Origin of the sequence: Helicobacter heilmannii, assembly GCF_001283065.1 — a bacterium.
Taxonomy (GTDB): Bacteria; Campylobacterota; Campylobacteria; order Campylobacterales; family Helicobacteraceae; genus Helicobacter; species Helicobacter heilmannii.
In genome coordinates, this window is record NZ_CDMK01000002.1 from 218050 (window position 1) to 242094 (window position 24045).

The window sequence follows — 24045 nt, forward strand, 5'->3', positions numbered from 1 at the left end:
TGGTCTTATGAAAACGGCGGGCGTAGTACTTCAAAAGCATGCGCTGGAAAAAGGGTTCGATGCTGGGCACAAACCATGCATTGTTGCTGATGACCACCAAATACGGGGGGCTATTGATGTAGGCCTTGGCTGAAGTGCCTTCGTAGCACACAAGGGGGCGCAGGTGCAGGGCACTGGTGTGAAAATCGCTAAAATCTTTAGCATGCCCGAGTTTAAACACCTCAGGCCCAAAGAAAAAGCGATCTAGGGCGTTGGCGATGAAGTCGGGAAGGGGCATGCTTTCGCCAAAGGGAGCCAAGATCACCTTATGCGCATAGTGGTACTCCCCCTTGTCAAAAATATAGGTGGAGTTGTAGATCGTGTTGCCCTCTTCATAGAGCGCGCCGGCGATGATCGTGGTGTTTTGGCTCAGCTGTGCAAGGATGGGGATCAGGGGGCTTTTATTCAGCGCAATGGGAAAGGCGGTTTCGGGCAAGACCACCGCCTTTTGGTGCTTGGCGATGGCTTGGTTGATTAAAGTGAAATTGGCATCCATAGTTGCTTTGAGATCGGTGCTACTCCATTTATTCTCTTGGTTGATTTGGGTGCTGATGGGCTCAACGCCTTTTAGTGGGGGCGCGCTCTTAGGCATTTGTAAGGTGCACACCAAGAGCAGCCCCGCCACAATGTTGGCATACAGGGGGTTTAAACGCTTTTGGACCAAGAGCGCAAGCGCGCATAAAATGACAAAAAAGCTCAGTTTATCCACTCTAAAAAGAGAGTAGGCAAAGAAGGCATCGGGCACAAACCAATCAAAGCCAAAGGGGTGGATGTAGCTAGAAAGCCACAGCATAGGCACCCGGTAGAGCACGGATTGTCTCAAGAGCAGGAGATAAAACAACACTCCGTAGCAAAGAGCCACCAAGACGATGATGAGCGGAATGAATAGGGGGTAGGCGTTGTAGCGGAAACTAAGGGCTGTCCAATAAAACATACCAAACCCCACGAACAGTCCAAACAAAAAGCGTTGCTTAGCATTTAAGCGCAAACACGCCCACAGACTTAAGGGGGCTAAAATGCTCTCTAGCAGGGCTAGGGTTTTTGGCGCATTGCTTAAAAGTACCCCTATGTACAGGGGAGATAAGAACAATACAGCCCATAAAATTGGGGTTTTTAGGGGCAAAAAAATGGGGTGTTTCAGGCTCAAGACAGACAAATAAAAACCTTATAGCGACTATATTTTAAGTTTGTCATTGTAAAATACCTAATCTTAAAGTTGTACTTAGGGTGTTGATCGATCTTTTCAAAAATAGGTGTTGATGGGCTCTTATATTGACATTACTTTATTAGTGTTCGTAGTTTTGATTGGGATTCGGGGGTTTTACAACGGCTTTATTGATGAGGTCGCGGGCTTGCTTGGCATCGTGGCTGGGGTATTCTTGGCTTCCAGATGGGCACATGCTGTGGGGGCAATGTTTGCCGGCCATATTTACGCCTTTAAAGACCCTTCTGTGAACGATTTAGTGGGCTTTGTGGGGGTACTCGCGGGGGTGTGGATCGCGTTTTTGGTGGTGGGGATTATGGTGAGCAAAGCGATCACGCTGAGTAATTTGGGCGTGTTGGATAGAATCTTGGGCTTCATCTTTGCATGTACCAAGATGTTTTTGATCTTGTCTTGCTTGCTTTATGCCATCTCTCGCCTAGCCTTCATGAAAACAATTGACAGCTACCTGCACGCCCGTAGCCAGGTCTATCCCTATATGTACAGCGTGGCTTCGCATATTCTGCAGATTAAAGAGGTCCAAGAGTTCGGAGAAATGATCCAACAAAAAGCCCAAAAAGCCAAAAAAGAGGGCGCACAGCTCTTAGAAGAAACGCAAAAAAACCTTGCACCAACCCGTTAATAAAGTGAATCCTATGTTTGACACCCCCTACATCCAGCAACGGCTACAAAAAGCCGACATCTTGCGTCAAGCGCATAAGAACCCCTACGACAACCAAGTTCAGCGCACTTTAAATAACGCTGCCTTTTTAGAGAAATTCAGCGATTTATACAGCAAAGACGAGCCCAAAGACCCAAGTAGCCTCCATGCCCTAGTGGGGCGGGTGCGTTTCATCCGTCTCATGGGCAAGGCGTGTTTTATCAAGATCGAGGATCAAAGTGCCTTGATGCAGGTGTATTTGTCCCAAAACGACCTAGGCAAGGAGGGCTTTGAGGACTTTAAAAAATGCGTCGAGGTGGGCGACATTGTCAATGTCATCGGCTACCCCTTTGTAACCAAGACTAAGGAGCTCAGCCTTCATGCCACCTCTTATAAAATTTTAACCAAGGCCATTGTGCCCCTGCCCGAAAAATTCCACGGCTTAAGCGACATCGAGCTACGCTACCGCCAACGCTATGTGGATTTGATCGCCAACCCTGAAGTTAAAGAGGTGTTTAAAACCCGTAGCCACATTGTCGCCACCATCCGCCGTTTCTTTGAAGAGAAGGGCTTTTTGGAGGTGGAAACCCCGATGATGCACCCCATTGCCGGCGGGGCAAACGCCCGCCCCTTCATCACCTACCACAACGCCCTAGAGGTGGAGCGGTATTTAAGAATTGCCCCTGAATTGTATTTAAAACGCCTTGTAGTGGGGGGCTTTGAGGCGGTCTTTGAAATCAACCGCAACTTTAGAAATGAGGGCATGGACCACTCCCATAACCCCGAATTTACCATGCTCGAATTTTATTGGGCGTATAAGACCTATGAAGATTTAATCACGCTCACCAAGGAGCTCTTTAGTACACTCTTACACGCCTTAAACTTGCCCCCGATCATTGCCTACCAAGAACATCAAATTGATTTCAGCACCGTGCGTGTGCTAGGCTTTAAAGAGTCTTTAGAGCAAGTGGGTGGGCTAGACACAAACACCATCAACGATCCTAAAAAATTACAAGCCTATCTAGAAGAAGAGGGCGTGCATTTGGATGGCATAATGAGCCATGGCAAGCTTTTAGCTGAAGCCTTTGATTTGTGCGTGGAGCATAAACTCATCAACCCAACCTTCATCACTCAATACCCCATTGAGATCAGCCCCCTAGCACGGCGCAATGACTCTAACCCCCAAATCGCCGATCGCTTCGAGCTCTTCATTGCGGGCAAAGAAATCGCCAATGGCTTTAGCGAGCTCAACGACCCCATTGACCAATACGGGCGCTTTGAAGAGCAAGTGCGGGCCAAAGAAAGCGGGGATGAAGAGGCGCAGTTCATGGACACTGATTATGTGTGGGCGTTAGGGTATGGCATGCCCCCCACCGCCGGCGAGGGGATCGGCATTGATCGACTGGTGATGTTGCTCACCAATGCGAAAACGATTAAGGATGTGATTTTATTCCCGGCAATGAAGCCCGAAAATAAGGACAACCATGCCTAATTATTTCCTAGAGCAAAACGACCCCGAGCTGTTTGGTTTGATTAAAGACGAATGGGTGCGCCAAAACGCCCACTTGGAGATGATCGCGAGTGAAAACTACACCTTTGAGAGCGTGATGGAGGCGATGGGTAGTGTTTTGACGAATAAATACGCTGAAGGCTATCCTAACAAGCGCTACTATGGGGGCTGTGAGGTGGTGGATAAAATCGAGGATTTGGCCGTTGAGCGGGCAAAGAAATTATTTAACTGCGCCTTTGCCAATGTGCAGCCCCACTCAGGCTCTCAGGCCAACATGGCGATCTACCACGCCCTCTTAAAACCCTATGACAAGATTTTAAGTATGGAGCTTAGCAGCGGGGGGCATTTAACCCATGCCTCTCTAGTGAGCATGACCGGGCAGCATTTTCAAGGCTTTCACTATGGAGTGAATGACGAGGGGTGGATCGATTATGATGAAGTGCAAAAAATTGCGCAGATTGTACGCCCCAAACTCATCATTTGCGGGTATTCAGCCTACCCTAGAGAAATCGACTTTGCACGCTTTAGAGAGATCGCCGACTCGGTGGGGGCGCTTTTGATGGGCGATGTTGCCCACATTGCTGGACTCATCGTCGCCGGTGAGCACCCCCACCCATTCCCGCACTGCCACATCATCAGCAGCACCACACATAAAACTCTAAGAGGCCCTAGGGGCGGGCTTATTTTAACCAATGATGAAGAGATTGCTACTAAGGTCAATAAAGCCTTATTTCCGGGCACCCAGGGCGGGCCTTTAATGCATGTCATCGCCGGCAAAGCAGCGGGGTTTTTAGAGAACCTTAAGCCTGAGTGGCGCAATTATGCTAAGGCGGTGAAGGTGCACACACAGGTGTTGGTGCAAGGCTTGTTGGAGCAGGACTTTCACTTGGTGAGCGGGGGGAGCGACAACCACTTATTAGTGATGCGCTTTGAAGACTTTAGTGGCAAGGAGGCAGAAGAGGCATTAGGGCGAGCAGGCATCATCGTGAATAAAAACACAGTACCGGGTGAAAAAAGAAGTCCCTTCATCACCAGCGGGATTAGGCTAGGTGCGGCTGCCCTTACCAGCCGAGGACTAGATGCAAAGGACTTCGCCTTCATTGTCGCCAAAATCGCCCAAGTATTGCACAACATCAAGGGCAATCAGAGCGGGATTTATCGAGAAATCGAAGCGTTTACCAAAGGGTATCACATTTACACACGCCCCATTTTTTAAGGATCGATATGGTTGAAATGGATTTAAAGTTAATCAAGATGCAGACCAGCTTCTACTACACCCTAAAACCTGGTTTGGGGTGCCGCATCAGCCACATGGGCCGCTGTTTCTACGACAAATTTGAAAAGGTGCAAGCTCCGCTTACTTCCATCGTGATCCAAAAGCATTGGAAAAAAGAATTCACCGCCGCTCACGCCCTGCTCTTACCCAACAACAAGGTCGAAAACATCGTTTTTGACTACAATGGGCGTAATCCCGAGCGTTTTTACCACAAGGCGCAGCTCTTGTTAAGAGAAGAGGGTTTTATGAACTTCACCGCTTACGAGAGCAAGACCCCAGGGCATTTACACCTTTACATACATAAGGGGCATACCGAACTTAGCGAGGCCTATCTCTTGGCCCGCACTCTGTCTATGAAGTTGGCACAAAAATTGCCCAATGAGTGGCGCACCTTCCCCAATAGCGATTTACCCGCAGATTTTAACATCCTAGTTTTGCCCTATGAAGTTTATGCCAAAGAACGCGGCGCGAGCTGGGCACGGCACATGTAAAGAAAGGATTAGAATGGACAATAAGAACGAGTTTGGCGAATTGGACCCCAGCCTTAGAAGGCATGTGGATGCAGTGCTAGAAGAGGAACAGAAGAGCTCTGGATTTAAAAAAATCTTGCTCATGGTGGCGATCGTGCTCATTGTTTTGGTGGTGGTGGTCGTGGTGTTTTACAAGAGCACAAGAGAGCCGGCTAAGAGTGCATCTGTGCCCCCTGAGAAAAACATGCAAAAGGTTGGCAATGCGCACGATTTTGAGAGCCTGACCTTAGAGCCTTCTGTGAAAAAACCCGAGGAAGACCGCTTTGACCAAATCGTCAAAGACATCCAAAGCAAGCAGAACCAACCCACAGCCAACACAAGCAGTGCAGACAGCACAGACAATAAATTAAGTGCCCTGCCTGCAAGCCCTCTAGACAAGCCCGCCCACGCCTCCCCCCTAAATACCCCACTCCACCAAACGCCCAGATCAGAGCACGGTGCAGAACACCTCACGCATGAAGAAGCCCACCATGGGGCGCATGAAAAGAGCGCACAAGCCCACACACAGACACATCAAGTGGAGCACAAACCCGCTCACCCCGTGCATAACGCGCATGCTGAGCACAAACCCGCTCACCCCGTGCACAAGCTAGAACACAAGCCAGAGCGCATAGCGCACAACGAGCGCAAGACTATCCACCCCACTGCCCACACACCGGCCAAACACCCCGCTAAACACCCCGCCAAAGCCAGTTTACCCAAGGGTTTTTATTTGCAAGTGGGTGTGTTTAGTAAAACCCCTAATGAGAAATTCCTAGAGGCGATCAAACCCTACCCGCACAAAGTCCAAGACTTCCACGGGCAAAAACGCTACTTGATCGGTCCCTTTGAGAGCCAAGAAAAGGCAGATAAAGAGCTGGAAAAAGTGAGTAAAGATGTGGCTAAACCCGTGCATGTACAGATCAAATAGTGCTCTATCAGCTAAAACACAGCTGGCATGGAGTACAATGCGCTTTCTTTTTATCTTTAAAATTTAAAAAAGGATTGCCATGAACGCTGTGTATTCTAAAAAGGCCCCTAAAGCCATTGGTCCGTATTCTCAAGCGATTGCTACTGAACACTTGGTGTTTGTGTCCGGGCAACTGGGCATCAACCCCGCCACCGGTGAGTTCGCTGGTCCCGACATCAAGGCACAAGCTGAGCAGTCCATGGAAAACATCAAAGCGATCTTAGAAGCCACTAATCTCAACATGAGCCACATTGTAAAAACCACAATTTTATTAAAAAGTTTAGATGATTTTGCGGTGGTAAATGAGATTTACGGGAGCTATTTTAAGGAACCCTACCCCGCCCGCGCCACCTTCCAAGTCGCTAAACTCCCTAAAGATGGCTTGGTGGAAATCGAAGCCATCGCCCAAAAATAACAGGAGTCTGCCATGCAAAAAGATGCCATTGTCATCGGTGGGGGAATTGTCGGTTTAAGTTGTGCTTATTCCTTACATAAGTTGGGCCGTAAAGTTACAGTGATCGACAAGGGAGATGGAAGCAATGGGACTTCCTTTGGCAATGCCGGGCTGGTGTCTGCCTTTAAAAAAGCTCCGCTCTCTTGCCCGGGGGTCGTGGGCGACACGCTGAAACTCATGCTTAAAGGCCAAGCCCCCCTAGATATCCACTGGGGCTTGAATGGCCAGCTTTACAAATGGCTTTATAAGTTTGTCAGGAGCGCAAACGCCAAATCCACCGCCCGCACGATGGCACTTTTTGAGCGCTACGGGTGGTTAAGCATCGATGTGTACCACGAAATGCTAGAGGATGGCATGGACTTTTGGTATAAAGAGGATGGACTGCTCATGGTCTACACCTTGCAAGAAAACTTCCAAAAAAAGGTGCAGTTGTGCCAAAACCACTACGACCCCAAAACCTATGAAATCTTTGATGCCAAAAAAACCCTAGAGTATATGCCAGTCGCTAAAGAGGAAACCATTGCTGGCAGTGTGCTCTTGACTGAAAACGCCCATGTGGATGCTAGAGAGGTGATGGAGCACTTACAAACCTACCTTAAAAACGCTGGCGTGGAGTTCTACTACCATGAGGAAGTGCTGGATTTTGAGTTTAGCGGGAATAACATCAATGGCATCATCACCACCGCTAACCGCTTCCAAGCCGACACGATCGTTTTATCCACCGGTGCTAACCCTCAACTCATCAAAAAAACCGGCAACGACTTTTTGATGATGGGCGCAAAGGGTTATAGCATCACCTTTGAAATGGAAGAGGAGTTGAAACCTAAAACCTCTTCACTCTTTGCAGATATTTTCTTGGCGATGACCCCTAGAAGAAACACCGTGCGTATCACCTCTAAGCTAGAATTAAACACCTTAGACCCTAGCATCACGCCCTCGCAAATCGCCAATATGAAGAAAAACTTCACCACCTTCACAAAACCCTTTGTAATGAGAAATCCTGTAGAGTGGAGTGGCTTTAGGCCCCTAACCCCTAATGACATCCCCTACTTGGGTTACGACCAAAAGTACAAAAACCTCATCCATGCCACGGGACTAGGTTGGCTTGGTGTAACCTTTGGCCCTGCCATTGGCCGCATCATTGCCAATTTAATCACCGAGGGCGCAAACGAGAAGAGCACAGACATCATGCTTTTTTCCGCCTTTTTCAGGGATTAACATGCGTAATTTAAAGGAAAGCCATGGGTTATTTAAACTCTCTTTTAGATCTCATCAAGGAGTGGGTGTGGGGTTTGCCCCTGCTCATTTTGCTGGTGGGTACGGGTTTGTTCTACACCCTGGCACTCAAGGGCTTACAATTCTCTAAGACTTTCTACGCCTTTAAGGTGCTCTGCACTAGAGATGAGCACTCCAAGGGCGATATCTCCCAGTTTTCTAGTTTAATGCTCTCCATCGGTGCGACTGTCGGCATTGGCAGCATCATCGGGGTTGCGGTGGCGATCGTCTCGGGGGGACCTGGCAGCATTTTTTGGATGTGGGTGACGGGCATTGTGGGCATGGCAACCAAGTACGCTGAAGGGGTGCTGTCCTTAAAATATAGAGAAATCGGGCAGTTTGGCTACAAGGGCGGCCCCATGTATTACATCAAAAACGGGCTGCACATGCCAAAGCTCGCCTACTTCTTTGCCATTTTCACCCTCATCGCCTCCTTTGGTATTGGCAGCATGACCCAAGCCAACGCGGTCTCCTCGATCCTCTTACACCACGCCTCTATGCCTGCATGGCTTTCAGGGCTTATCATCTCAAGCATCACGGGGCTCATTTTAATGGGCGGGATCAAGTCCATCAGCAAGTTTAGCGACTACTTCGCCCCCTTCATGGTGCTCTTGTATGTGCTCACCACGATTTACATCGTGGCGGCACACTTTAGCCAGGCATGCAACGCCCTTAAGCTCATCGTGAACAGTGCCTTTAGCCCAAGGGAGGCGATTGGCGGAACTGCTGGGGGCGTGGCTTTGCTCACGATTGTGCAAATTGGGGTGTCTAAGGGACTTTTTTCCAATGAGGCAGGCATGGGTTCTGCAGCCATTGTCGCGGCCGCCTCTAAGAGCGCGCACCCGGTTAAACAAGCCTTGATCACCATGTTACAGCCCTTGATCATCACTCTCGTGGTGTGCACCTCCACCGCCTTGTTGGTACTCATGGCCCCCGTGCACGAAACCTTCCATGATGCAAGTTTGCTCACCTATGAGAGCGTGCGCTACTTTTATCCCAATGGGGGGTGGATTGTGTTTGCCTCCACGATCTTTTTTGCCTACTCCACAGCGGTGGGTTGGGCTTACTATGGGGAGCGCAGCATTGAATTCACCTTTGGCGGGGATTACATTTTCTACTACCGTATTTTGTATTTGGTGGGAATTTTTGTTGGTTCTGTCACCAAGCTGGACTTTGTGTGGAACTTCTCCGACATCGCCAATGCCTTGATGGCCATCCCCAATCTCATCGCTCTTTTATTGCTCTATAAAGTTGTTGTGGCAGAAACCAAAGCTTACTTTAATCCACAAGAGGAAGAAGTCCCACATGCAAGAAAATCACCCCTCACGCGCTAGTTTCGTAGAGGTCGACACCACCGCCCTAGCACATAATTTCTCACTCATTAAAGAGGTGTGCCAAATGCCTTTAATGGCGGTAGTCAAGGCCAATGCCTACGGCGCGGGGGCGATCGGGGCAAGCCGTGTGTTTGTCAAGCAGGGCGCGATTTATTTGGGCGTGGCGACTCTAGACGAGGCTTTGGAGTTGCGCACGGAGTTTAAGGACATCCCCATTTTGATCTTGGGCTACACCCCAGATCACATGGCAAAAACGCTCATAGAAAATCATATTACCCAAACGCTCTTTAGCCACAAACAAGCCACGCATTTTTCAGAGGTGGCGCTGAAACTCAAGCAAAAACTAAAAGTGCACATTAAAGTCGATACAGGCATGAGCCGTTTGGGCTTTTTGCCCACCAAGGAAAACGCCCACGAGGTCATTAAAATCGCTAAGCTGAAGGGCTTAGAAGTGGAGGGGATTTTCACCCACCACAGCAATGCCGATGCCATGTTTAAAAACTATGCCCTCGAGCAAGTGGCGCGCTTTTTAGACTTCTTGGCACAGCTAAAAAACTTGGGGTTGGAGTTTAAATACCGCCACATGGCAAACAGTGCCGCGGCTCTGTCGATGGACAATTACGGATTGGATTTAGCCCGCGCAGGGCTTGCCCTCTATGGTCTGCACCCCTCCATCTACACAGAGGACGCTTTAAAGAAAAAGAGCTTAGAGCTACGCAATGTCATCACCTTGAAAGCGCAGATTGTGAGCTTAAAGACCATTGAGAAGGGCCGCTTGGTGGGCTATGGTGAGGGGTATTATTGCTTGCAAGACACCCGTGTGGGGGTGTTGCCCCTAGGCTATGGGGATGGGATTTCTAAGATTTTGGGCAACAAGGCGTGGGGGCTCTTGCATGGACAAAAAGTCCCTGTGATTGGAGGGGTGTGCATGGACCAATGTTTTATCAATGTGGGTGATGTACAAGCCCAAGAGGGCGATGAAGCCATCTTGCTAGGCGATCCAAAAAGCGGAGCGATGGGGGCGGGTGATATTGCCAAAATGTTGGGCATCATCAATTACGAGGCGATCACGATGCTGACCCGCCGCCTGCCAAGGATTTACCGGCCCTAAGGAGGTTGCATGTTAAGGGCGTTTCTTAGCTTCTTTCTTGGTCTTTTGTCTGCTTCCAATCTCTACGAGCGCATCACGACAAGGAACCATCGTGGTCGCCACATAGGGCAACTACCCGCCCTTTTCTTACCGCAATGCGCAGGGGTGGCTCACGGGTTATGATGTGGAAGTGGCACGCGCTGTGGCCAAAGAAATGGGTGTGAAGATCGTGTTTTACGAAATGCCCTCCAGCATAATGTTGAGTAAATTGCGCACGGAGCATGTGGATTTGATTAGCAATCAATTAGAGCTCTCCAGCCACCACAGGCGCATCGATTTTGATGAATCTAACCCCTACACCTATTTCCATACGGTGATCGTGGGGCGCACCGATGAAAGTAATATCTAGACTTGGCAGGAATTCGTGGGCTACGCGCCGCCCAAAGCCGGGTGGATTACATTAGCCTTGCCCCTCGCCCACTACGCCCACATCATCCCCGCTTTAGAACACCGAAAAAGCTTTGTTGCTCATAAGAGACAGGCGCGCGGACATCACCTTCAGCACCTCTTTTAAGCACTGCCGAATACATGAAAAAATACAGCGAGATATTAAGGATTTTGTGGGAATCTGAAGACGAGTGGCGCATGGGGTTTGTGCTCAGTAACTACAACAACTCGGCCTTGATTTATATCAACCACGCCTTAGAGAACCTGCGCCTAGAGGGGACGCTTAAGAAATTGAGCTTACGCTTCTTTGATAAAAATGCAGCACCTTGAGGGTTTTTGATGGACTTTGGGGCTTGGTTGTGCTTAAAGGTGTAAAAGGAGCTTGGAGTCTATGTGCAACGCCACATGCAAGGGAGTTTGTAAGGCGTGGCTTGCACTCAAAACGCCCCACCATCTGGCACAAACGCATTGGGTGTAGAGTTAAAACTCCCTTAACCTCTCTTCACGGCTCTTGCTCTCGTAGTTTTGAGGCCTGTGGGGAAGTGGAGGTTGATTTGGTAATCGACTAGGTTCAGTGCCTCTAGGCTTGGGGGGGTAAGTGGCATGCCGGTGGTGTGGATGCTAGGCGTGGCTACAAGAGAGCCTGCAGACCAACTCAAATAAGACACGCCTACTTGCACCCGTTTCTTAATCACGCCTAACAAATTGTGTTGGTACAAGCCCGCCAAGAGCTTAAAGCCATTCCCCCCCATTTATCACGAAGCCCGCGCAAGTTTCTAGGATTTTTAAATCTGTAGCGCGCCCACAATCCGCACACTAGGCAACAGGGCTTGTAAATTTTGCACACACACATCCGCGCTTTTGAGCACACTCACATGGGCGATCAAGGCGAGTTTTTGCCCTTTAAGCTGATGGATTTAAGCCTTGCAAGGCAGGGCGTGGATTAAAACCTGCCCTGATAAAGCGTGTGAAAGCAAGAGTAGGCTTATAGCTGTGCCTCCAATTTTGCGATTTGATTCCAAGTGGCGATGACCGAGTCGGGGTTGAGTGAAAGCGAGCTGATGCCCTCCCTTACGAGAAATTCGGCGATCTCAATGTAATCGCTAGGGGCTTGTCCACAAATCCCGCAATACTTGCCATGTTTTTTGCACGCTGCAATCGCCCGTCTAAACATCTCTAGCATGGCCGGGTTGCGCTCATCAAAAACATGGCTGACTAGCTGCCCGTCGCGATCCACACCCAAAGTGAGCTGGGTCAAGTCATTCGAGCCAATGGAAAAACCATCAAACAAACTTAAAAAGTCGTCCGCCAAGATCACATTGATGGGCAACTCACACATGACATACAGCCCTAGTCCGTTTTTGCCAGATTCTAGCCCATTCTTGCGTAAAATTTCTAGGACTTTTTTGGCCTCTTCAATGGTGCGTAAAAAGGGAATCATGATTTTCATGTTGCTTAAGCCCATTTGCTCTCTGACCATAGACAACGCCTCACACTCCCAGCCAAAAGCTTCTTTATACAGATCTGAGTAGTAGCGGCTCGCCCCCCGGTAGCCGAGCATCGGGTTTTCCTCATGGGGTTCATACACACTTCCGCCGAGCATCCTTGCGTATTCGTTAGATTTAAAATCGCTGGTGCGCACAATCACGGGCTTGGGGTGAAAGGCAGCACAGATCATGCCCATCCCCTCGGCGATTTTCTTCACAAAAAAATCTTTAGGGCTTTCATAGCCCGCAATCAGTGCTTCTACGCGGTCTTGGTTTTCTATAGGTTTGTTGTGCTGCATGTCCACTAGAGCCAGCGGGTGGACTTTAATTTGGTTAAGCATGATGAGCTCCATGCGCGCCAGCCCCACACCATGGTTGGGCAGTTGGGAGAACTTAAACGCCTTTTCAGGGTTACCAATATTAAGGTAGATTTTAGTCTTAGGCTCTTGTAGATTGTCTAGGGCGATGCGCTCCACTTCAAAGGGATGCGCGCCGGAGTAAATGTAGCCAATCTCACCCTCAGCACAAGAGATTGTGATCTCCATGCCCGTGTAAAGAAGCTCAGTTGCCCCTAAAGCCCCCACAATCGTGGGCACGCCAATTTCGCGCGCCACAATGGCGGCATGGCAGGTGCGCCCCCCTCGATTCGTAACAACTGCACTCGCCTTTTTCATGATGGGCTCCCAATCTGGGTCGGTGTTGTCGGTTACAAGGATTTCGCCATCTTTAAAAATGTTCATATGATCCAAGCTGTTGATCACGCGCACTTTGCCAACACCAATTTTGCTCCCAATCGCGCGCCCGGTCAGCAAAACCTCCCGCCCCTCTTTGCTTTTAAAATAGTATTTTTCATACACCCGTGCGCTTTGCTTCAAACTTTGGCTTTGCACGGTCTCAGGCCGCGCCTGCACAATGAAAATCTCCCCGCTATCTCCGTCTTTTGCCCACTCGATGTCCATCGGGCGGTATTGCCCCGCCTCTTGGCTGTAGTGCTCTTCAATGAGCATGGCATGGCGTGCAAGGTTGAGTAAATCGGTGTCGGTTAAAGAAAAGCTATTTTGCTCTTTTGGAGTGGTGGGGATGCTTTTGGTGGGGCTTTGGCTGCCCCGGCTGGCGTACACGATCTTTTGGGTTTTATCGCCTAGCTGGCGTTTGATGATAGGCTGTTTGCCTGCTTTGAGCGTGGGCTTGAAGACATAAAACTCATCGGGGTTTACTAGCCCTCCAACCACACTTTCGCCCAGTCCCCAACTGGAGGTGATGAACACCGCATCTTTAAAGCCCGTTTCGGTGTCAATGGAGAACATCACACCCGCGCTGCCCTTATCAGCGCGCACCATTTTTTGCACCCCCACACTCAAGGCGACCTTTAAATGGTCAAAATTCCTAGAAGCCCTATAGCTGATCGCCCTATCTGTAAAGAGGGAAGCCAAACAAGCTTTAATGTAGTGGACAAGCTCGGTTTTGCCCTTAACATTCAAATAAGTGTCTTGTTGCCCGGCAAAGGAGGCATCTGGCAGGTCCTCAGCGGTGGCAGAGGAGCGCACCGCCACATCGGCTTCACGCATGTGGTATTCATCGCTTAGCATTTGGTAGGCTTGCAAAATTTCATCGCGTAAATTGGCGGGAAAGGGTGTGCCAAAAATGAGTTCACGGATTTGTTTGGAGCGCATTTTGAGCACATCCAATTCGGTCGCGTCTACCCCCTTTAGCAAGTTGATGATTTGCTCTTTAATGCCCCCCTGCTCCAAGAGATACCAATACGCCTCGCTGGTGATCGCAAAGCCATTAGGCACTTTAATCCCATTGGGTACCAACTCCTGAAACATCTCCCCAATGCTGGCATTCTTGCCCCCCACTAAAGGCACATCCTTATTGTTCAATTCTTTATAAAACCGAATGTAGCGCACACTTATCCCCTTGCTTTGATCTCAAAAAGCTCTATTATAGCATGCTATAGCATGCTCGGGCGCAAGGCTTTTAAAAAGCCACTTTTTTTGCTACAATGCCCCGTTATGGAAATGCAAACAGCACGCACGCACGCTCGGCTAGCCCTTCGGGCATCGGCGGGTAGTGGCAAGACCTTTGCCCTGACCTTGCGCTATGTCGCCTTGCTCTTTGAGGGGGCACAGCCGGCAAACATTTTAACCCTGACCTTCACCAAAAAGGCCGCCGCCGAGATGCATGATCGCATCCACAAAACCCTAGCCCTTTTAAGCGTGGCCAGCCTTGCTTACCAACAAGACCCCAGCTACACTCCAGAGCCCAAGACCCAAGAAATTTTAGAGGTCCTAGAGAGGGATTACCACCTTCGACTAGCGCGCCTAGCTAGCCTAAACGCCCCCGCCGTCTACACCCACTTCTTGCAAGAGAATCCATCGATCATGACCATCGATGCCTTTTTCCAAAAGGTGCTGAGAAGATTTAGCTACTTCGTGGGCGTGTGTGCGGCCTTTGGCGTGGGCGACACTTCCTTAGACGAACAGCTCAGCACTTTTTTAAGCAGCTTAGAACTTAGCGATTTAGACAGGCTCAAACGCCTTTGTGTCTTGTCGCTTGCACAGGGCGAGAGCTTTAGCGTCCCCTACGCCCTTAAAAGCCTCTTAGATCTTAGCGAGAGCGGGATAAATTTCACCTCTCCCAAAAAAACAAATACAGACCTAAAATCCCTAGAGCAAGAGATTTTTCATGAGTTCAATGCGCTAAAGATCCCCCGCATCAAACCCAAGAAGGACCTTAAGGCAGTGCTTAAAGCTTTAAGTACCAAGGGCGCACAAGAAGCTTTAAGCACCACCCCCACCCTAAAAGCCAAGATTTTAGAGTACTTCCATGCCAAAGAAGCCACCCTCTTGCACGAGTTGGCATATTTTATCGGCTTTTACAAAAAACAACATGCGCTAAGCCCCAACCGCCTAAGCTTTGCCACAATCACACTCAAGGTCAACCAACTTTTGAGCGAGGATTTGGTGGGAAGAGACTTTTTTTACTTCCGTTTAGATAGCCAAATCATGCACATTTTAATAGACGAGTTTCAAGACACCAACCCCCTGCAATACGGCATTTTAAAACCCTTAGTAGATGAAATCAAGGCCGGGATGGGGCAGAAATGGGCGGAGCGCAGCGTGTTTTTTGTGGGCGACTCTAAGCAGAGCATTTACGGCTTTAGAGGGAGCAAGAGCAGCTTTTTTGAAGAGGTTTGTAGCGATAAAAACATGTGCAGCCAATCCTTAGAGCACAACTACCGTAGCACGGGCGTGGTGTTAGACTTTGTGAACCGCACTTTTGCACCCAAAATTGCCGGCTATACTCCTCAAAAACTCCCCGACCAACGCCAAAACTTAGCCACAAAGGGCTATGTGCAGGTGCAGAGTGTGCCAACAGTGGGTTTAGAAAACGAGGCAAAGGAAGAGTCTGTGTTAAACGCGACTTTGCAAGCCATAAAAAAGCTGTTAAACAGCGGGGTGGCGGCGCAAGAGATCGCCATTTTATGCTTTAAAAACAACGATGTTAACGATTTAAAAGAGTTTTTAACCCCCCATTTACAGGGTGTGGAACTGGTGAGCGCGACCGATTTAAGCTTATTGGCGCAAAAAGAGGTCAAGGCCCTGCACCACGCCCTGCTTTATGCCCTTTGCCCGGCTGAGCAACAAAGCTACCATTTGGCCCATGTGGCGAAATTATGTGGCTTTAGCTTAAACAATCTGCCTAAATTGCCCCCCCTAGACTCTAATTTAAGCGTGCATATTCTAAATCTCATGCAGGCCTTAGAACTCTTTAGCCCGAGTGCGTGCCACTTTTTAGAACATGCATTGGAGTTTAATGATCCCCAAGAGTTTTTAGAGGATTTGGAGCAAAAGAATATCCAAATCGCCCAAAGCGAGGCAGTGGGGCTAAAGATCATGACCATCCACAAATCCAAGGGCATGGAGTTTCACCATGTCGTTTTAATGGACCGCTTGAGCCAAGGGCTTGCCAACGATGTGCCGCAGTTTTTGGAGTGTGGGCAGCGCATTTTTTACCGACAGAGCAATAGGGAATGTGTAGACAGTGCCTACGAACAAGCTCTGCAGGCCTATAAGCAAACCCGCAAAGAAGAGGATATCAATGTTTTGTATGTGGCGTGCACGCGGGCCAAAGAGAGTTTAACCATCTTACAAAAGGACAAGGAAAGTGCCTTTGCACCCCTTGGGCTTTTAGAGTGCCAAGAGGGGCAACTGCCTAAAAGCATGCTAGAACCCATAGCCACCCTTAAACCCACAGGCCTTGCACTTTTAAATAGCCAAAAGGCTTTTGGCACTCAAGAGGACAAAACCCAAAACCAAGAACCTAAAAAGGAGCCGGAGGGCAACCGCCCTGCACGGCTCTTTGGATTGGCCCTGCACAAGGCTTTAGAGTTGTTTTATGGCTATGGAGTGGATTTAAAAAGCGTGCGAGAGTATCTGCACCACCACCATGGCTTTGAGATGCCCACCAAAGCCCTGTTAAAACGCTTAGAACTCTTGGAACAAGATGGCGATTTTAAAGCCTTGCTTAAGGGGCAGGTTGCGGCCGAGGTGGGCTTTAAATTTGGCAAGGAATTATTGCGCATGGATATGGTTGTCTTGGATCAAGACAACTGCACCATCCTGGATTATAAAAGTGGGGAGGGGGACTTACAGGCACACCAAGCACAAGTGGCGGGTTATTTGCAAAAGGTAAGAACCCTCTATCCACAGAAAAACACCCGGGCATTTTTGGTTTACGCTCTAAAAACCCAGATACAACTGCAACGACAAGGCTAGCCATGTCTGATATGAAGAGAAACATTTTTGTGGATTTTGTCAAAAGTGAATCTTTTGGAGGGATTTTCTTATTTGTGAGTGCTGTGTGGGCAATGATTTACGCCAATTCCTTCGTGTCTCACTACTACTTTGGGCTGTGGCACACCAAGCTGGGGATCACCTTTGGTGCAAATTTTTTTGGTTTCTCCATCCACCATTGGATCAACGATGTGTTGATGGCGTTTTTCTTTTTGGTGGTGGGTTTAGAGATCAAGCGGGAAGTGATGTATGGGGAGTTGTGCGGGTTTCAAAAGGCCGCCTTCCCTGTGATCGCCGCTCTAGGGGGGATGATGGCCCCGGGGATCATTTACTATAGCCTAAATGCCGATACAAACAGTGCGCATGGCTTTGGAATCCCCATGGCGACCGACATTGCCTTTGCCTTAGGGGTGATTTTACTCTTAGGCAAGCGCGTCCCCCCCGCGCTAAAGGTCTTTCTAGTAACCCTAGCGGTCGCCGATGATTTGGGTGCGATCGTGGTGATCGCTATTTTTTATACCACGCATTTAAAATTGATTTGGCTGGGTGGCTCGGCGTTGATTTTACTCGTCCTCTTGGTGTTAAACCGCTTGGGTGTGAAAAGCCTATGGCCCTACATTGTGCTGGGCGTGGGGCTGTGGTTCACCACGCACAATAGCGGGATCCACGCCACCATCGCTGCCGTGGCCCTAGCCTTCACCATCCCCATTAAGATCTCCCAGCCCTCTAAACTCTTGCAATCCTTTTCAACAGCCTTAGGGCATTTTAAAGACTGCTTTAAAAACCCCGCCACCAAACCCCTAGAGCAAGACCAACGAGACGCGCTCTACAGCCTGCAAGATGCGACAAGATCGTTGCAAAGCCCCCTAGAAAGACTAGAGCACATCCTGCACCCCTATGGGGCTTACTTCATCATGCCCTTGTTTGCCTTCGCTAATGCCGGAGTGCAAATTGGCAAGGATTTAAACTTCCATGTAGATGAGATCTTATGGGGCGTGGTTTTGGGGCTAGTGGTGGGAAAGCCCATCGGGATTTTAGGCATCACCTTTCTGAGCGAAAAACTGCACATTGCTAAACGCCCTGAAGGGGTGGGTTGGGGGCAGATTTTAGGGGCGGGCATGTTGGCGGGCATCGGCTTTACGATGTCCATGTTCATCTCCAACATCGCCTTCAACAACGCAGATGCCATGGAGGTTTCTAAAATCGCCATTTTGCTAGGTTCGATCACTTCGGGCGTTGTGGGCACTCTCTATTTATTGGCTTTGGGGGCGTTGCAAAAAGCCAAAAATTAGGAAAAGTCGTTATAATGGTGCGTTTATCCACATAAGGAAGTGTATGAATCAAACCAAGGACATCTTAACCTCCCTGTTGCCCCTTTTGGTGCTGTTTTTGATTTTCTATTTTCTCATCATCCGGCCCCAAAGGGTGCAAGCCAAGAAGCATAAGGAAATGGTGGAAGGCTTGCAAAAGGGCGATAAGATCGTAACGCAAGGCGGACTCATCTGTGAGGTCATCAAACCCGAGCATAACTTTTTTAAAGTTAGAATCAACGACAACACCGAAGCCAAGCTTTCTAAAAACCATGTTGCCTACAAGCTTGAAGATCAAAACACAACAGAAGGAAACTAACCCGTGCAACGGGTTTTTAACACGCGGCTTTTAGCCTTCATTTGTGCTCTGATCTTTGGTGTGGGCTTTGCCTTACCCAGCTTTTTACAAACCAAGGGCCCTAAGATCACTTTGGGGCTAGACTTAAGGGGCGGGCTTAGTTTGCTCCTAGGTGTGGGTGTGGAGGAAGCCCTAAAGACCAAATACGCATCCATCGCCTCTTCACTCGATTACGCCTTCAAGCAACAAAACATCTTGGTACAAGATTTGCACTCTTCCCTGCAGGGCGTGTCTTTCACACTCTTAGACAAGGACGATGAAAAGAGCGTGGATAAGATTTTAGAGGATTTGCGTAAAGATGGGGTGGAGATTTTCACCACGGACAGCAACTATACCCTGCGCCTCTCCTTTAGAAAAACACAAGCCTACAAGCAGCAAACCGTGGTGCAAGTCATCAGCACCATTAAAAACCGCTTGGACCAATTCGGGCTAGCCGAGCCCACCGTGCTGCAACAGGGTAAAGACGCGGTGTTGGTACAACTACCCGGGATCAACAGCATTGAGGAAGAGCAACGCGCCAAGAATCTCATCACCAAATCCGCCCATTTGCAAATGATGGCGGTGGATGAAGAGAAAAACGAATATTTAGACAGCCTCACCGATGAAGAGATTAAAAAGCTGGGTGATGTGGTCTTGCCATATGCGGGCAGGGGCGGGCAAGCCTATGGGCATTTGCTCTTAAAGGCGATCCCCATTTTGGACGGTGAGATGCTCACAGACGCGCAGGTGGTCTACGACAAGAACAACCAGCCCGTGGTGAGCTTTTCTTTAAATTCGCAAGGGGCGAAGATTTTTGGCGACTTTTCGGGCGAAAATGTGGGCAAACGCATGGCAGTGGTGCTAGACCATAAAGTCTACTCCGCCCCCTATATCCGTGAGCGCATCGGCGGGGGCAGCGGGCAGATCAGCGGCGATTTCACGGTTGCCCAGGCCAGCGACCTAGCCATTGCGCTAAGGAGCGGAGTTTTGAGTGCGCCCCTTGTGGTCTTAGAAAAACGCATCATTGGGCCCAGTCTTGGGGCAGATAGTATCAAAACCTCGATCGTAGCACTCATTGGGGGCTTTATTTTGGTGATAGTCTTTATGATCACCTACTACGCCTTAGCCGGCGTGATCGCCAGCGTGGCCCTCATCGTGAATTTATTCTTGATCATTGCGGTGATGGCGATCTTTGGGGCAACCTTGACTTTGCCCGGCATGGCAGGCATCGTGCTCACCGTTGGGATGGCGGTGGATGCAAACATCATCATCAATGAGCGCATTAGAGAAGGCTTAAGGCGCAATGAGAGCATTGCCCAGGCTCTGCACTCGGGCTATGCCAACGCCTCAAGGGCAATCTTTGACTCGAACTTGACCTCTCTTATCGCTTCGTTCTTGCTCTATGCCTATGGCACGGGCTCGATCAAGGGCTTTGCACTCACCACGGGCATCGGTATTTTAGCCTCGATCTTAACCGCCATTATCGGCACGCAGGGCTTTTACCAAGCCATTTTGCCCCAAATCTCACGCAACAAAAATCTATCGTTGTGGTTTGGCATCCCCAACCAAGTTTCTAAAAGGGGGTGTAGTGGAGCTATTTAAGCAGGTTAAGATCGTCAATTTTATGGAGTACTCCAAATGGTTGCTTGTGGCCTCCACACTCTTGGTGCTCGCGTGTTTAGGGCTGATCTTTTTTAAGGGCTTTAATTTGGGCGTGGATTTTGCGGGCGGAAGCGTGGCCCAGGTGCGCTTTGTCAAAGACACCCCGATCACCAAAATCCGCCACGCCTTCAATGAGGCGCATTTTAGTGGCGTGCAGGTGAATGCCTTTGGTTCAAAAAAGGAGGTGGTGATCAAAATCCCTGTGGGTAAGGTGCACAAGGACTTAAGCACCGAGATCACCCACATTTTAAAACCCTTAGGGCAGTTTGAAATCCGTAAGTTAGACAGCGTGGGGCCCAAGGTGGGCGATGAGTTGAAGAAAAAGGGTGTGCTCTCTTTAGTGCTTGCCATCCTTGCGATGATGCTGTATGTGGGGATGCGTTATGAGTGGCGTTTTGCGCTGGCCAGCGTGGTGGCCTTGTTGCACGATAGTCTCATCACCGCGACAAGTGTGATCGTGTTTAACATTGATTTGAACTTAGAGGTCATCGTCGCTATTTTGACCTTGATCGGCTACTCGATCAACGACACAATCATCATCTTTGACCGCATCCGTGAGGGCATGCTCACCAAGCGTACGAATGATTTAAATTTTGTCATCAACGAGGCAATTTCAAGTACGCTCACACGGACTTTACTCACCTCTTTAACCGTGTTCTTTGTGCTCTTAGTGCTGTATGTCTTTGGGTCTAAAATCTTGGTGGGCTTTTCCTTACCCATGCTCATTGGCACGATCGTGGGGACCTACAGCTCGATTTTCATCGCTCCTAGGGTGGCGATTTTACTCGGCTTTGACTTGGAGCACTACCACGAAAACGAGTTAAAAAAAGCAAAAAAGAAACAAGAAAAAGAACGCTTGCGCCGCCAATACGAGCACGGGCGGGTGTAGCCACAAAGGAGAGCTATGGATTGGGGTCGGGTTGTCTTTACTCTTTTTAGTTTGGTGAGTACCACCTCCATTGCGGGGTTTTTGTATGAGCCCAATGTGGTGATCCTCTTTGTAGCTTTGGCCTTAAACCTCATCGTGACAACACTGAAGATTGGGGTGCAAAAACAATTTGCCTCCGAGCTTATGGGCGGTTCTTTGGCCGCTCTCTTGCACCTCATGCCCGCCTTTGTGTTTTTGCAAATTTTAAACAACTTGATCTTTGCCTACACCTTGATGATTGGGGCATTGATCAGCAATGTCTTTTGTTTGGTTTTGCTGGTGATCGACAGCATTAAAAATACAGATGTGGAATACTGATGCAAACCTATAACCCTAAAGAAATTGAAGCAAAATGGCAAAGAGTTTGGGCGGATACACACGCCTTTGAACCTAGTGATGACTTTAGCAAACCCAAGAAATACATTTTAAGCATGCTACCCTACCCTAGCGGAGAGGTGCACATGGGGCATGTGAGAAACTACGCCATCGGAGACGCTTTAGCGCGCTATGCCCGCCAAATGGGCTACAATGTGCTCCACCCCATGGGCTTTGATGCCTTTGGCATGCCCGCAGAAAACGCCGCCATCAAGCACGGCGTGCATCCTAAAAAGTGGACCTATGAAAACATGGCTAAAATGCGCCAAGAATTCAAGGCTTTGGGCTTCTCCTTTTGCCAAGAGCGCGAGTTTGCCACCTGTGCGCCTGATTACACCAAGATCGAGCAACAATTCTTCGTCGAGATGTATGAAAAGGGGTTGGTATATCAAAAAAAGGCGTGGTTAAACTGGTGCCCCCATGACAAAACCATTTTAGCCAATGAACAGGTGATCGATGGGCGTTGTTGGCGTTGTGATTGTCTAGTAGAGCAAAAGGAAATGCCCCAGTACTACCTCAAAATCACCGCTTATGTGGAGGAGCTCTTAGCGGGGCTAAAGATCTTAGAGGGGCATTGGCCTAATCAAGTTTTGCGCATGCAAGAAAATTGGATAGGCAAATCTAGCGGCTTAGCTTTTAGCTTCCACCTAGATCAGCATAGCCAAGAGCTCTTGGGGCACTCTCAGGATTTGGAGGTTTTCACCACCCGCATAGACACTATTTACGGCATTACCTTCATTGCCCTAGCCCCGGGCCACCCTATCGTGCAAACCCTGCTAGACAAGGGCGTTTTAGACCCCAAAGTCTCTCAAGAAATCCTTGCCATCCAAAACACCAACATGCGCACCCGTGCCCTAGAAAAACGCGGCGTGGCTCTGCCCTTAAAAGCCATCCACCCGCTCACAAAAGAGTTAATTCCCGTGTTCGTGGCTAACTTCGTGCTGGAGAACTATGGCAGCGGGGCTTTAATGGGCGTGCCCGGTTGCGACCCTAGGGACTATGAATTTGCCACGCTCTTAAACATCCCCATTGTCCCCTTAATTGTGGGACAGGAAGCACCCTGCAATGAGGTGGGGATTTTACAAAACAGCCATGATTACAATGGCCTAAGCACTACAGAGGCCAAAGAGCAATTAAGCGCGCTCTTTGAAAAGCAGGGCTTGGGGCAAAGGGTCATCAACTACCGCTTGCAAGATTGGGGCATTTCAAGGCAGCGCTACTGGGGGGCACTCATCCCCATGGTGCATTGCGCGTACTGTGGACTGGTGTGTGAGAAATTAGAGAACTTGCCTATTTTGTTACCTGAAAATGTGGTGATTGATGGCGAGGGCAACCCCTTAGACAAGCACCCCACTTTTAAAGACTGCACCTGCCCTAAATGTGGCAGCAAAGCGCAAAGAGAGACCGACACGATGGACACCTTTTTCCAGTCCAGTTGGTATTTCTTGCGCTACACCACGCCCAAAGAGCTTTGGGACAAACAAGCCTTTGAGCCCAAGGAGCTCGCCTACTGGATGGGCGTGGATTCGTACATCGGGGGGATCGAACACGCCATTTTGCACCTACTCTACGCTAGATTTTTCACACGCGCTTTAAGAGACTTGGGCTATGTCAAGCTAGACGAGCCCTTTTTGGCACTCACCACGCAGGGCATGGTGCTTAAAGACGGGGCGAAAATGAGTAAGTCTAAGGGCAATGTGGTCACGCCTAGAGAGATTTTAAACAAGCACGGGGCGGACATCGCCAGGCTCTACATCCACTTTGTTGCCCCCCCGCATAAAGAGCTCGATTGGAACGACCAAGCCCTAGAAGGGGCAGCGCGCTTTTTACGCCGCTTTTATGAAAAATCCTTTTTGGCTAAGCCCTGCAACAACACGCCAATAATAGAGCTAAGTAGCCTAAATGCAAAGGACAAACAAGCCCGCCAAAAGGTACATTTGGCCCTGCAAAAATGCCACGATATTTTTAATGAAACCATCCCCAATTACCCCTTCAATACCCTAATCGCCGCGTGCATGGAGGCTTTAAACTCTCTAGAGAAAAGTACGCATACCCAAGTTTGGACAGAAGGGTATTATATTTTAACCCACGCCCTAGAGCCCATCATCCCCCATGTGTGCTTTGAAATCGCCGACCGGCTCTTTAAGTGCAACAACTTTAGACCCCTAGAAGTGGACAGCAAAGCCCTAGAGCAAGAGAGCGTCAATATCGCCATCACCATCAATGGTAAAAAGCGCGGGCTGGTGAGCGTGTCTAAAGACACCCCTAAAGAGGCACTGCTACAAGCCGCCCGCCAAGAGGTGGCTAAGTGGCTTGAGGGGCAACAGGTGCTTAAAGAAGTGGTTGTGCCAGCCAAGCTGGTGAATTTCGTGCTTGCTTAA

Annotated in this window: 20 protein-coding genes and 1 pseudogene; 18 read left to right on the top strand and 3 right to left on the bottom strand. The window is 49.2% G+C overall.

From position 1 onward, the window contains the following. Positions 1 to 1195, bottom strand: a 1195-nt coding sequence (lnt, locus tag AOG36_RS05205) for an apolipoprotein N-acyltransferase (protein ID WP_053825639.1), incomplete at its 3' end; no start/stop codon positions are given. Positions 1196 to 1298: 103 nt separating this feature from the next. Between lnt and AOG36_RS05210 the strand changes: the two genes are divergently transcribed. The 11 genes and pseudogenes from AOG36_RS05210 (at position 1299) to AOG36_RS08580 (ending at position 11096) form a co-directional block, all read left to right on the top strand. After that, complete coding sequence (locus tag AOG36_RS05210; protein ID WP_015107185.1) at positions 1299 to 1883, top strand: CvpA family protein; 585 nt, start codon at positions 1299 to 1301, stop codon at positions 1881 to 1883. Between the two features lie 13 nt (positions 1884 to 1896). Further along, complete coding sequence (lysS, locus tag AOG36_RS05215) at positions 1897 to 3393, top strand: lysine--tRNA ligase (RefSeq protein ID WP_053825640.1); 1497 nt, start codon at positions 1897 to 1899, stop codon at positions 3391 to 3393. After that, positions 3386 to 4627 carry a serine hydroxymethyltransferase gene (locus AOG36_RS05220; RefSeq protein ID WP_053825641.1) on the top strand — a complete coding sequence of 414 codons (1242 nt, stop codon included), beginning with the start codon at positions 3386 to 3388 and terminating at the stop codon, positions 4625 to 4627. Before lysS ends, AOG36_RS05220 begins: the two co-directional genes overlap by 8 nt. Before the next feature lie 8 nt (positions 4628 to 4635). Further along, positions 4636 to 5178 carry a DUF1882 domain-containing protein gene (locus AOG36_RS05225; RefSeq protein WP_015107183.1) on the top strand — a complete coding sequence of 181 codons (543 nt, stop codon included), beginning with the start codon at positions 4636 to 4638 and terminating at the stop codon, positions 5176 to 5178. A gap of 13 nt (positions 5179 to 5191) precedes the next feature. Continuing rightward, positions 5192 to 6127: an SPOR domain-containing protein gene (locus tag AOG36_RS05230; RefSeq protein WP_015107182.1), complete on the top strand. Its 936-nt coding sequence runs from the start codon at positions 5192 to 5194 to the stop codon at positions 6125 to 6127. 79 nt (positions 6128 to 6206) lie between these two features. Next, complete coding sequence (locus AOG36_RS05235) at positions 6207 to 6581, top strand: RidA family protein (RefSeq protein WP_015107181.1); 375 nt, start codon at positions 6207 to 6209, stop codon at positions 6579 to 6581. Positions 6582 to 6593: 12 nt separating this feature from the next. Further along, positions 6594 to 7838, top strand: coding sequence for an NAD(P)/FAD-dependent oxidoreductase (locus AOG36_RS05240; protein ID WP_015107180.1), 1245 nt, complete (start codon positions 6594 to 6596; stop codon positions 7836 to 7838). A 23-nt stretch (positions 7839 to 7861) separates the two neighbouring features. Next, positions 7862 to 9229 carry an alanine/glycine:cation symporter family protein gene (locus AOG36_RS05245; RefSeq protein ID WP_053825642.1) on the top strand — a complete coding sequence of 456 codons (1368 nt, stop codon included), beginning with the start codon at positions 7862 to 7864 and terminating at the stop codon, positions 9227 to 9229. Next, positions 9201 to 10340: an alanine racemase gene (alr, locus tag AOG36_RS05250; protein WP_053825643.1), complete on the top strand. Its 1140-nt coding sequence runs from the start codon at positions 9201 to 9203 to the stop codon at positions 10338 to 10340. Before AOG36_RS05245 ends, alr begins: the two co-directional genes overlap by 29 nt. 121 nt (positions 10341 to 10461) lie before the next feature. After that, positions 10462 to 10728 (top strand): annotated as a pseudogene (locus AOG36_RS05255) (transporter substrate-binding domain-containing protein); the annotation flags it as partial. 179 nt (positions 10729 to 10907) lie between these two features. Further along, complete coding sequence (locus tag AOG36_RS08580) at positions 10908 to 11096, top strand: type 2 periplasmic-binding domain-containing protein (protein WP_015107174.1); 189 nt, start codon at positions 10908 to 10910, stop codon at positions 11094 to 11096. A gap of 161 nt (positions 11097 to 11257) precedes the next feature. Here the strand turns inward: AOG36_RS08580 and AOG36_RS05260 are convergent, their stop codons facing one another. Together AOG36_RS05260 and ppsA are read right to left on the bottom strand one after the other, a co-directional pair. Further along, positions 11258 to 11518, bottom strand: a complete 261-nt coding sequence (locus tag AOG36_RS05260) for a Type 1 glutamine amidotransferase-like domain-containing protein (RefSeq protein WP_015107173.1) — start codon at positions 11516 to 11518, stop codon at positions 11258 to 11260. 233 nt (positions 11519 to 11751) lie between these two features. Then, a complete protein-coding gene (ppsA, locus tag AOG36_RS05265; protein ID WP_053825645.1) occupies positions 11752 to 14163 on the bottom strand; it encodes a pyruvate, water dikinase in 2412 nt (803 codons plus the stop codon). A gap of 111 nt (positions 14164 to 14274) precedes the next feature. Between ppsA and AOG36_RS05270 the strand changes: the two genes are divergently transcribed. From AOG36_RS05270 to leuS, 7 genes are read left to right on the top strand one after another with little or no spacing between them, the layout of a single operon-like run. Next, entirely contained in the window at positions 14275 to 17034 is a 2760-nt protein-coding gene (locus AOG36_RS05270; protein WP_162200203.1) for a RecB-like helicase, read from the top strand. 11 nt (positions 17035 to 17045) lie between these two features. After that, positions 17046 to 18344 (top strand): sodium/proton antiporter NhaA, encoded by a 1299-nt coding sequence (gene nhaA, locus AOG36_RS05275; RefSeq protein ID WP_015107170.1) that lies wholly within the window; start codon positions 17046 to 17048, stop codon positions 18342 to 18344. A 43-nt stretch (positions 18345 to 18387) separates the two neighbouring features. Beyond that, complete coding sequence (gene yajC, locus AOG36_RS05280) at positions 18388 to 18681, top strand: preprotein translocase subunit YajC (RefSeq protein WP_015107169.1); 294 nt, start codon at positions 18388 to 18390, stop codon at positions 18679 to 18681. Between the two features lie 3 nt (positions 18682 to 18684). Next, positions 18685 to 20301, top strand: coding sequence for a protein translocase subunit SecD (gene secD, locus AOG36_RS05285; RefSeq protein ID WP_015107168.1), 1617 nt, complete (start codon positions 18685 to 18687; stop codon positions 20299 to 20301). Then, complete coding sequence (gene secF / locus AOG36_RS05290; RefSeq protein ID WP_015107167.1) at positions 20288 to 21250, top strand: protein translocase subunit SecF; 963 nt, start codon at positions 20288 to 20290, stop codon at positions 21248 to 21250. Before secD ends, secF begins: the two co-directional genes overlap by 14 nt. 15 nt (positions 21251 to 21265) lie before the next feature. Continuing rightward, on the top strand, positions 21266 to 21607 hold the full coding sequence (locus tag AOG36_RS05295; RefSeq protein WP_015107166.1) for a DUF6394 family protein: 342 nt from the start codon (positions 21266 to 21268) through the stop codon (positions 21605 to 21607). Next, positions 21607 to 24045 carry a leucine--tRNA ligase gene (gene leuS / locus AOG36_RS05300; RefSeq protein ID WP_053825648.1) on the top strand — a complete coding sequence of 813 codons (2439 nt, stop codon included), beginning with the start codon at positions 21607 to 21609 and terminating at the stop codon, positions 24043 to 24045. Before AOG36_RS05295 ends, leuS begins: the two co-directional genes overlap by 1 nt.

Coding starts and splice junctions, on each gene's coding strand:
- AOG36_RS05210 (WP_015107185.1), top strand. CDS start 1,299: ATGGGCTCTTATATTGACATTACTTTATTAGTGTTCGTAGTTTTGATT.
- AOG36_RS05230 (WP_015107182.1), top strand. CDS start 5,192: ATGGACAATAAGAACGAGTTTGGCGAATTGGACCCCAGCCTTAGAAGG.
- AOG36_RS08580 (WP_015107174.1), top strand. CDS start 10,908: ATGAAAAAATACAGCGAGATATTAAGGATTTTGTGGGAATCTGAAGAC.
- AOG36_RS05235 (WP_015107181.1), top strand. CDS start 6,207: ATGAACGCTGTGTATTCTAAAAAGGCCCCTAAAGCCATTGGTCCGTAT.
- yajC (WP_015107169.1), top strand. CDS start 18,388: ATGAATCAAACCAAGGACATCTTAACCTCCCTGTTGCCCCTTTTGGTG.
- AOG36_RS05225 (WP_015107183.1), top strand. CDS start 4,636: ATGGTTGAAATGGATTTAAAGTTAATCAAGATGCAGACCAGCTTCTAC.
- AOG36_RS05260 (WP_015107173.1), bottom strand. CDS start 11,518: ATGGGGGGGAATGGCTTTAAGCTCTTGGCGGGCTTGTACCAACACAAT.
- lysS (WP_053825640.1), top strand. CDS start 1,897: ATGTTTGACACCCCCTACATCCAGCAACGGCTACAAAAAGCCGACATC.
- AOG36_RS05270 (WP_162200203.1), top strand. CDS start 14,275: ATGCAAACAGCACGCACGCACGCTCGGCTAGCCCTTCGGGCATCGGCG.
- nhaA (WP_015107170.1), top strand. CDS start 17,046: ATGAAGAGAAACATTTTTGTGGATTTTGTCAAAAGTGAATCTTTTGGA.
- leuS (WP_053825648.1), top strand. CDS start 21,607: ATGCAAACCTATAACCCTAAAGAAATTGAAGCAAAATGGCAAAGAGTT.
- AOG36_RS05295 (WP_015107166.1), top strand. CDS start 21,266: ATGGATTGGGGTCGGGTTGTCTTTACTCTTTTTAGTTTGGTGAGTACC.
- AOG36_RS05240 (WP_015107180.1), top strand. CDS start 6,594: ATGCAAAAAGATGCCATTGTCATCGGTGGGGGAATTGTCGGTTTAAGT.
- alr (WP_053825643.1), top strand. CDS start 9,201: ATGCAAGAAAATCACCCCTCACGCGCTAGTTTCGTAGAGGTCGACACC.
- AOG36_RS05220 (WP_053825641.1), top strand. CDS start 3,386: ATGCCTAATTATTTCCTAGAGCAAAACGACCCCGAGCTGTTTGGTTTG.
- AOG36_RS05245 (WP_053825642.1), top strand. CDS start 7,862: ATGGGTTATTTAAACTCTCTTTTAGATCTCATCAAGGAGTGGGTGTGG.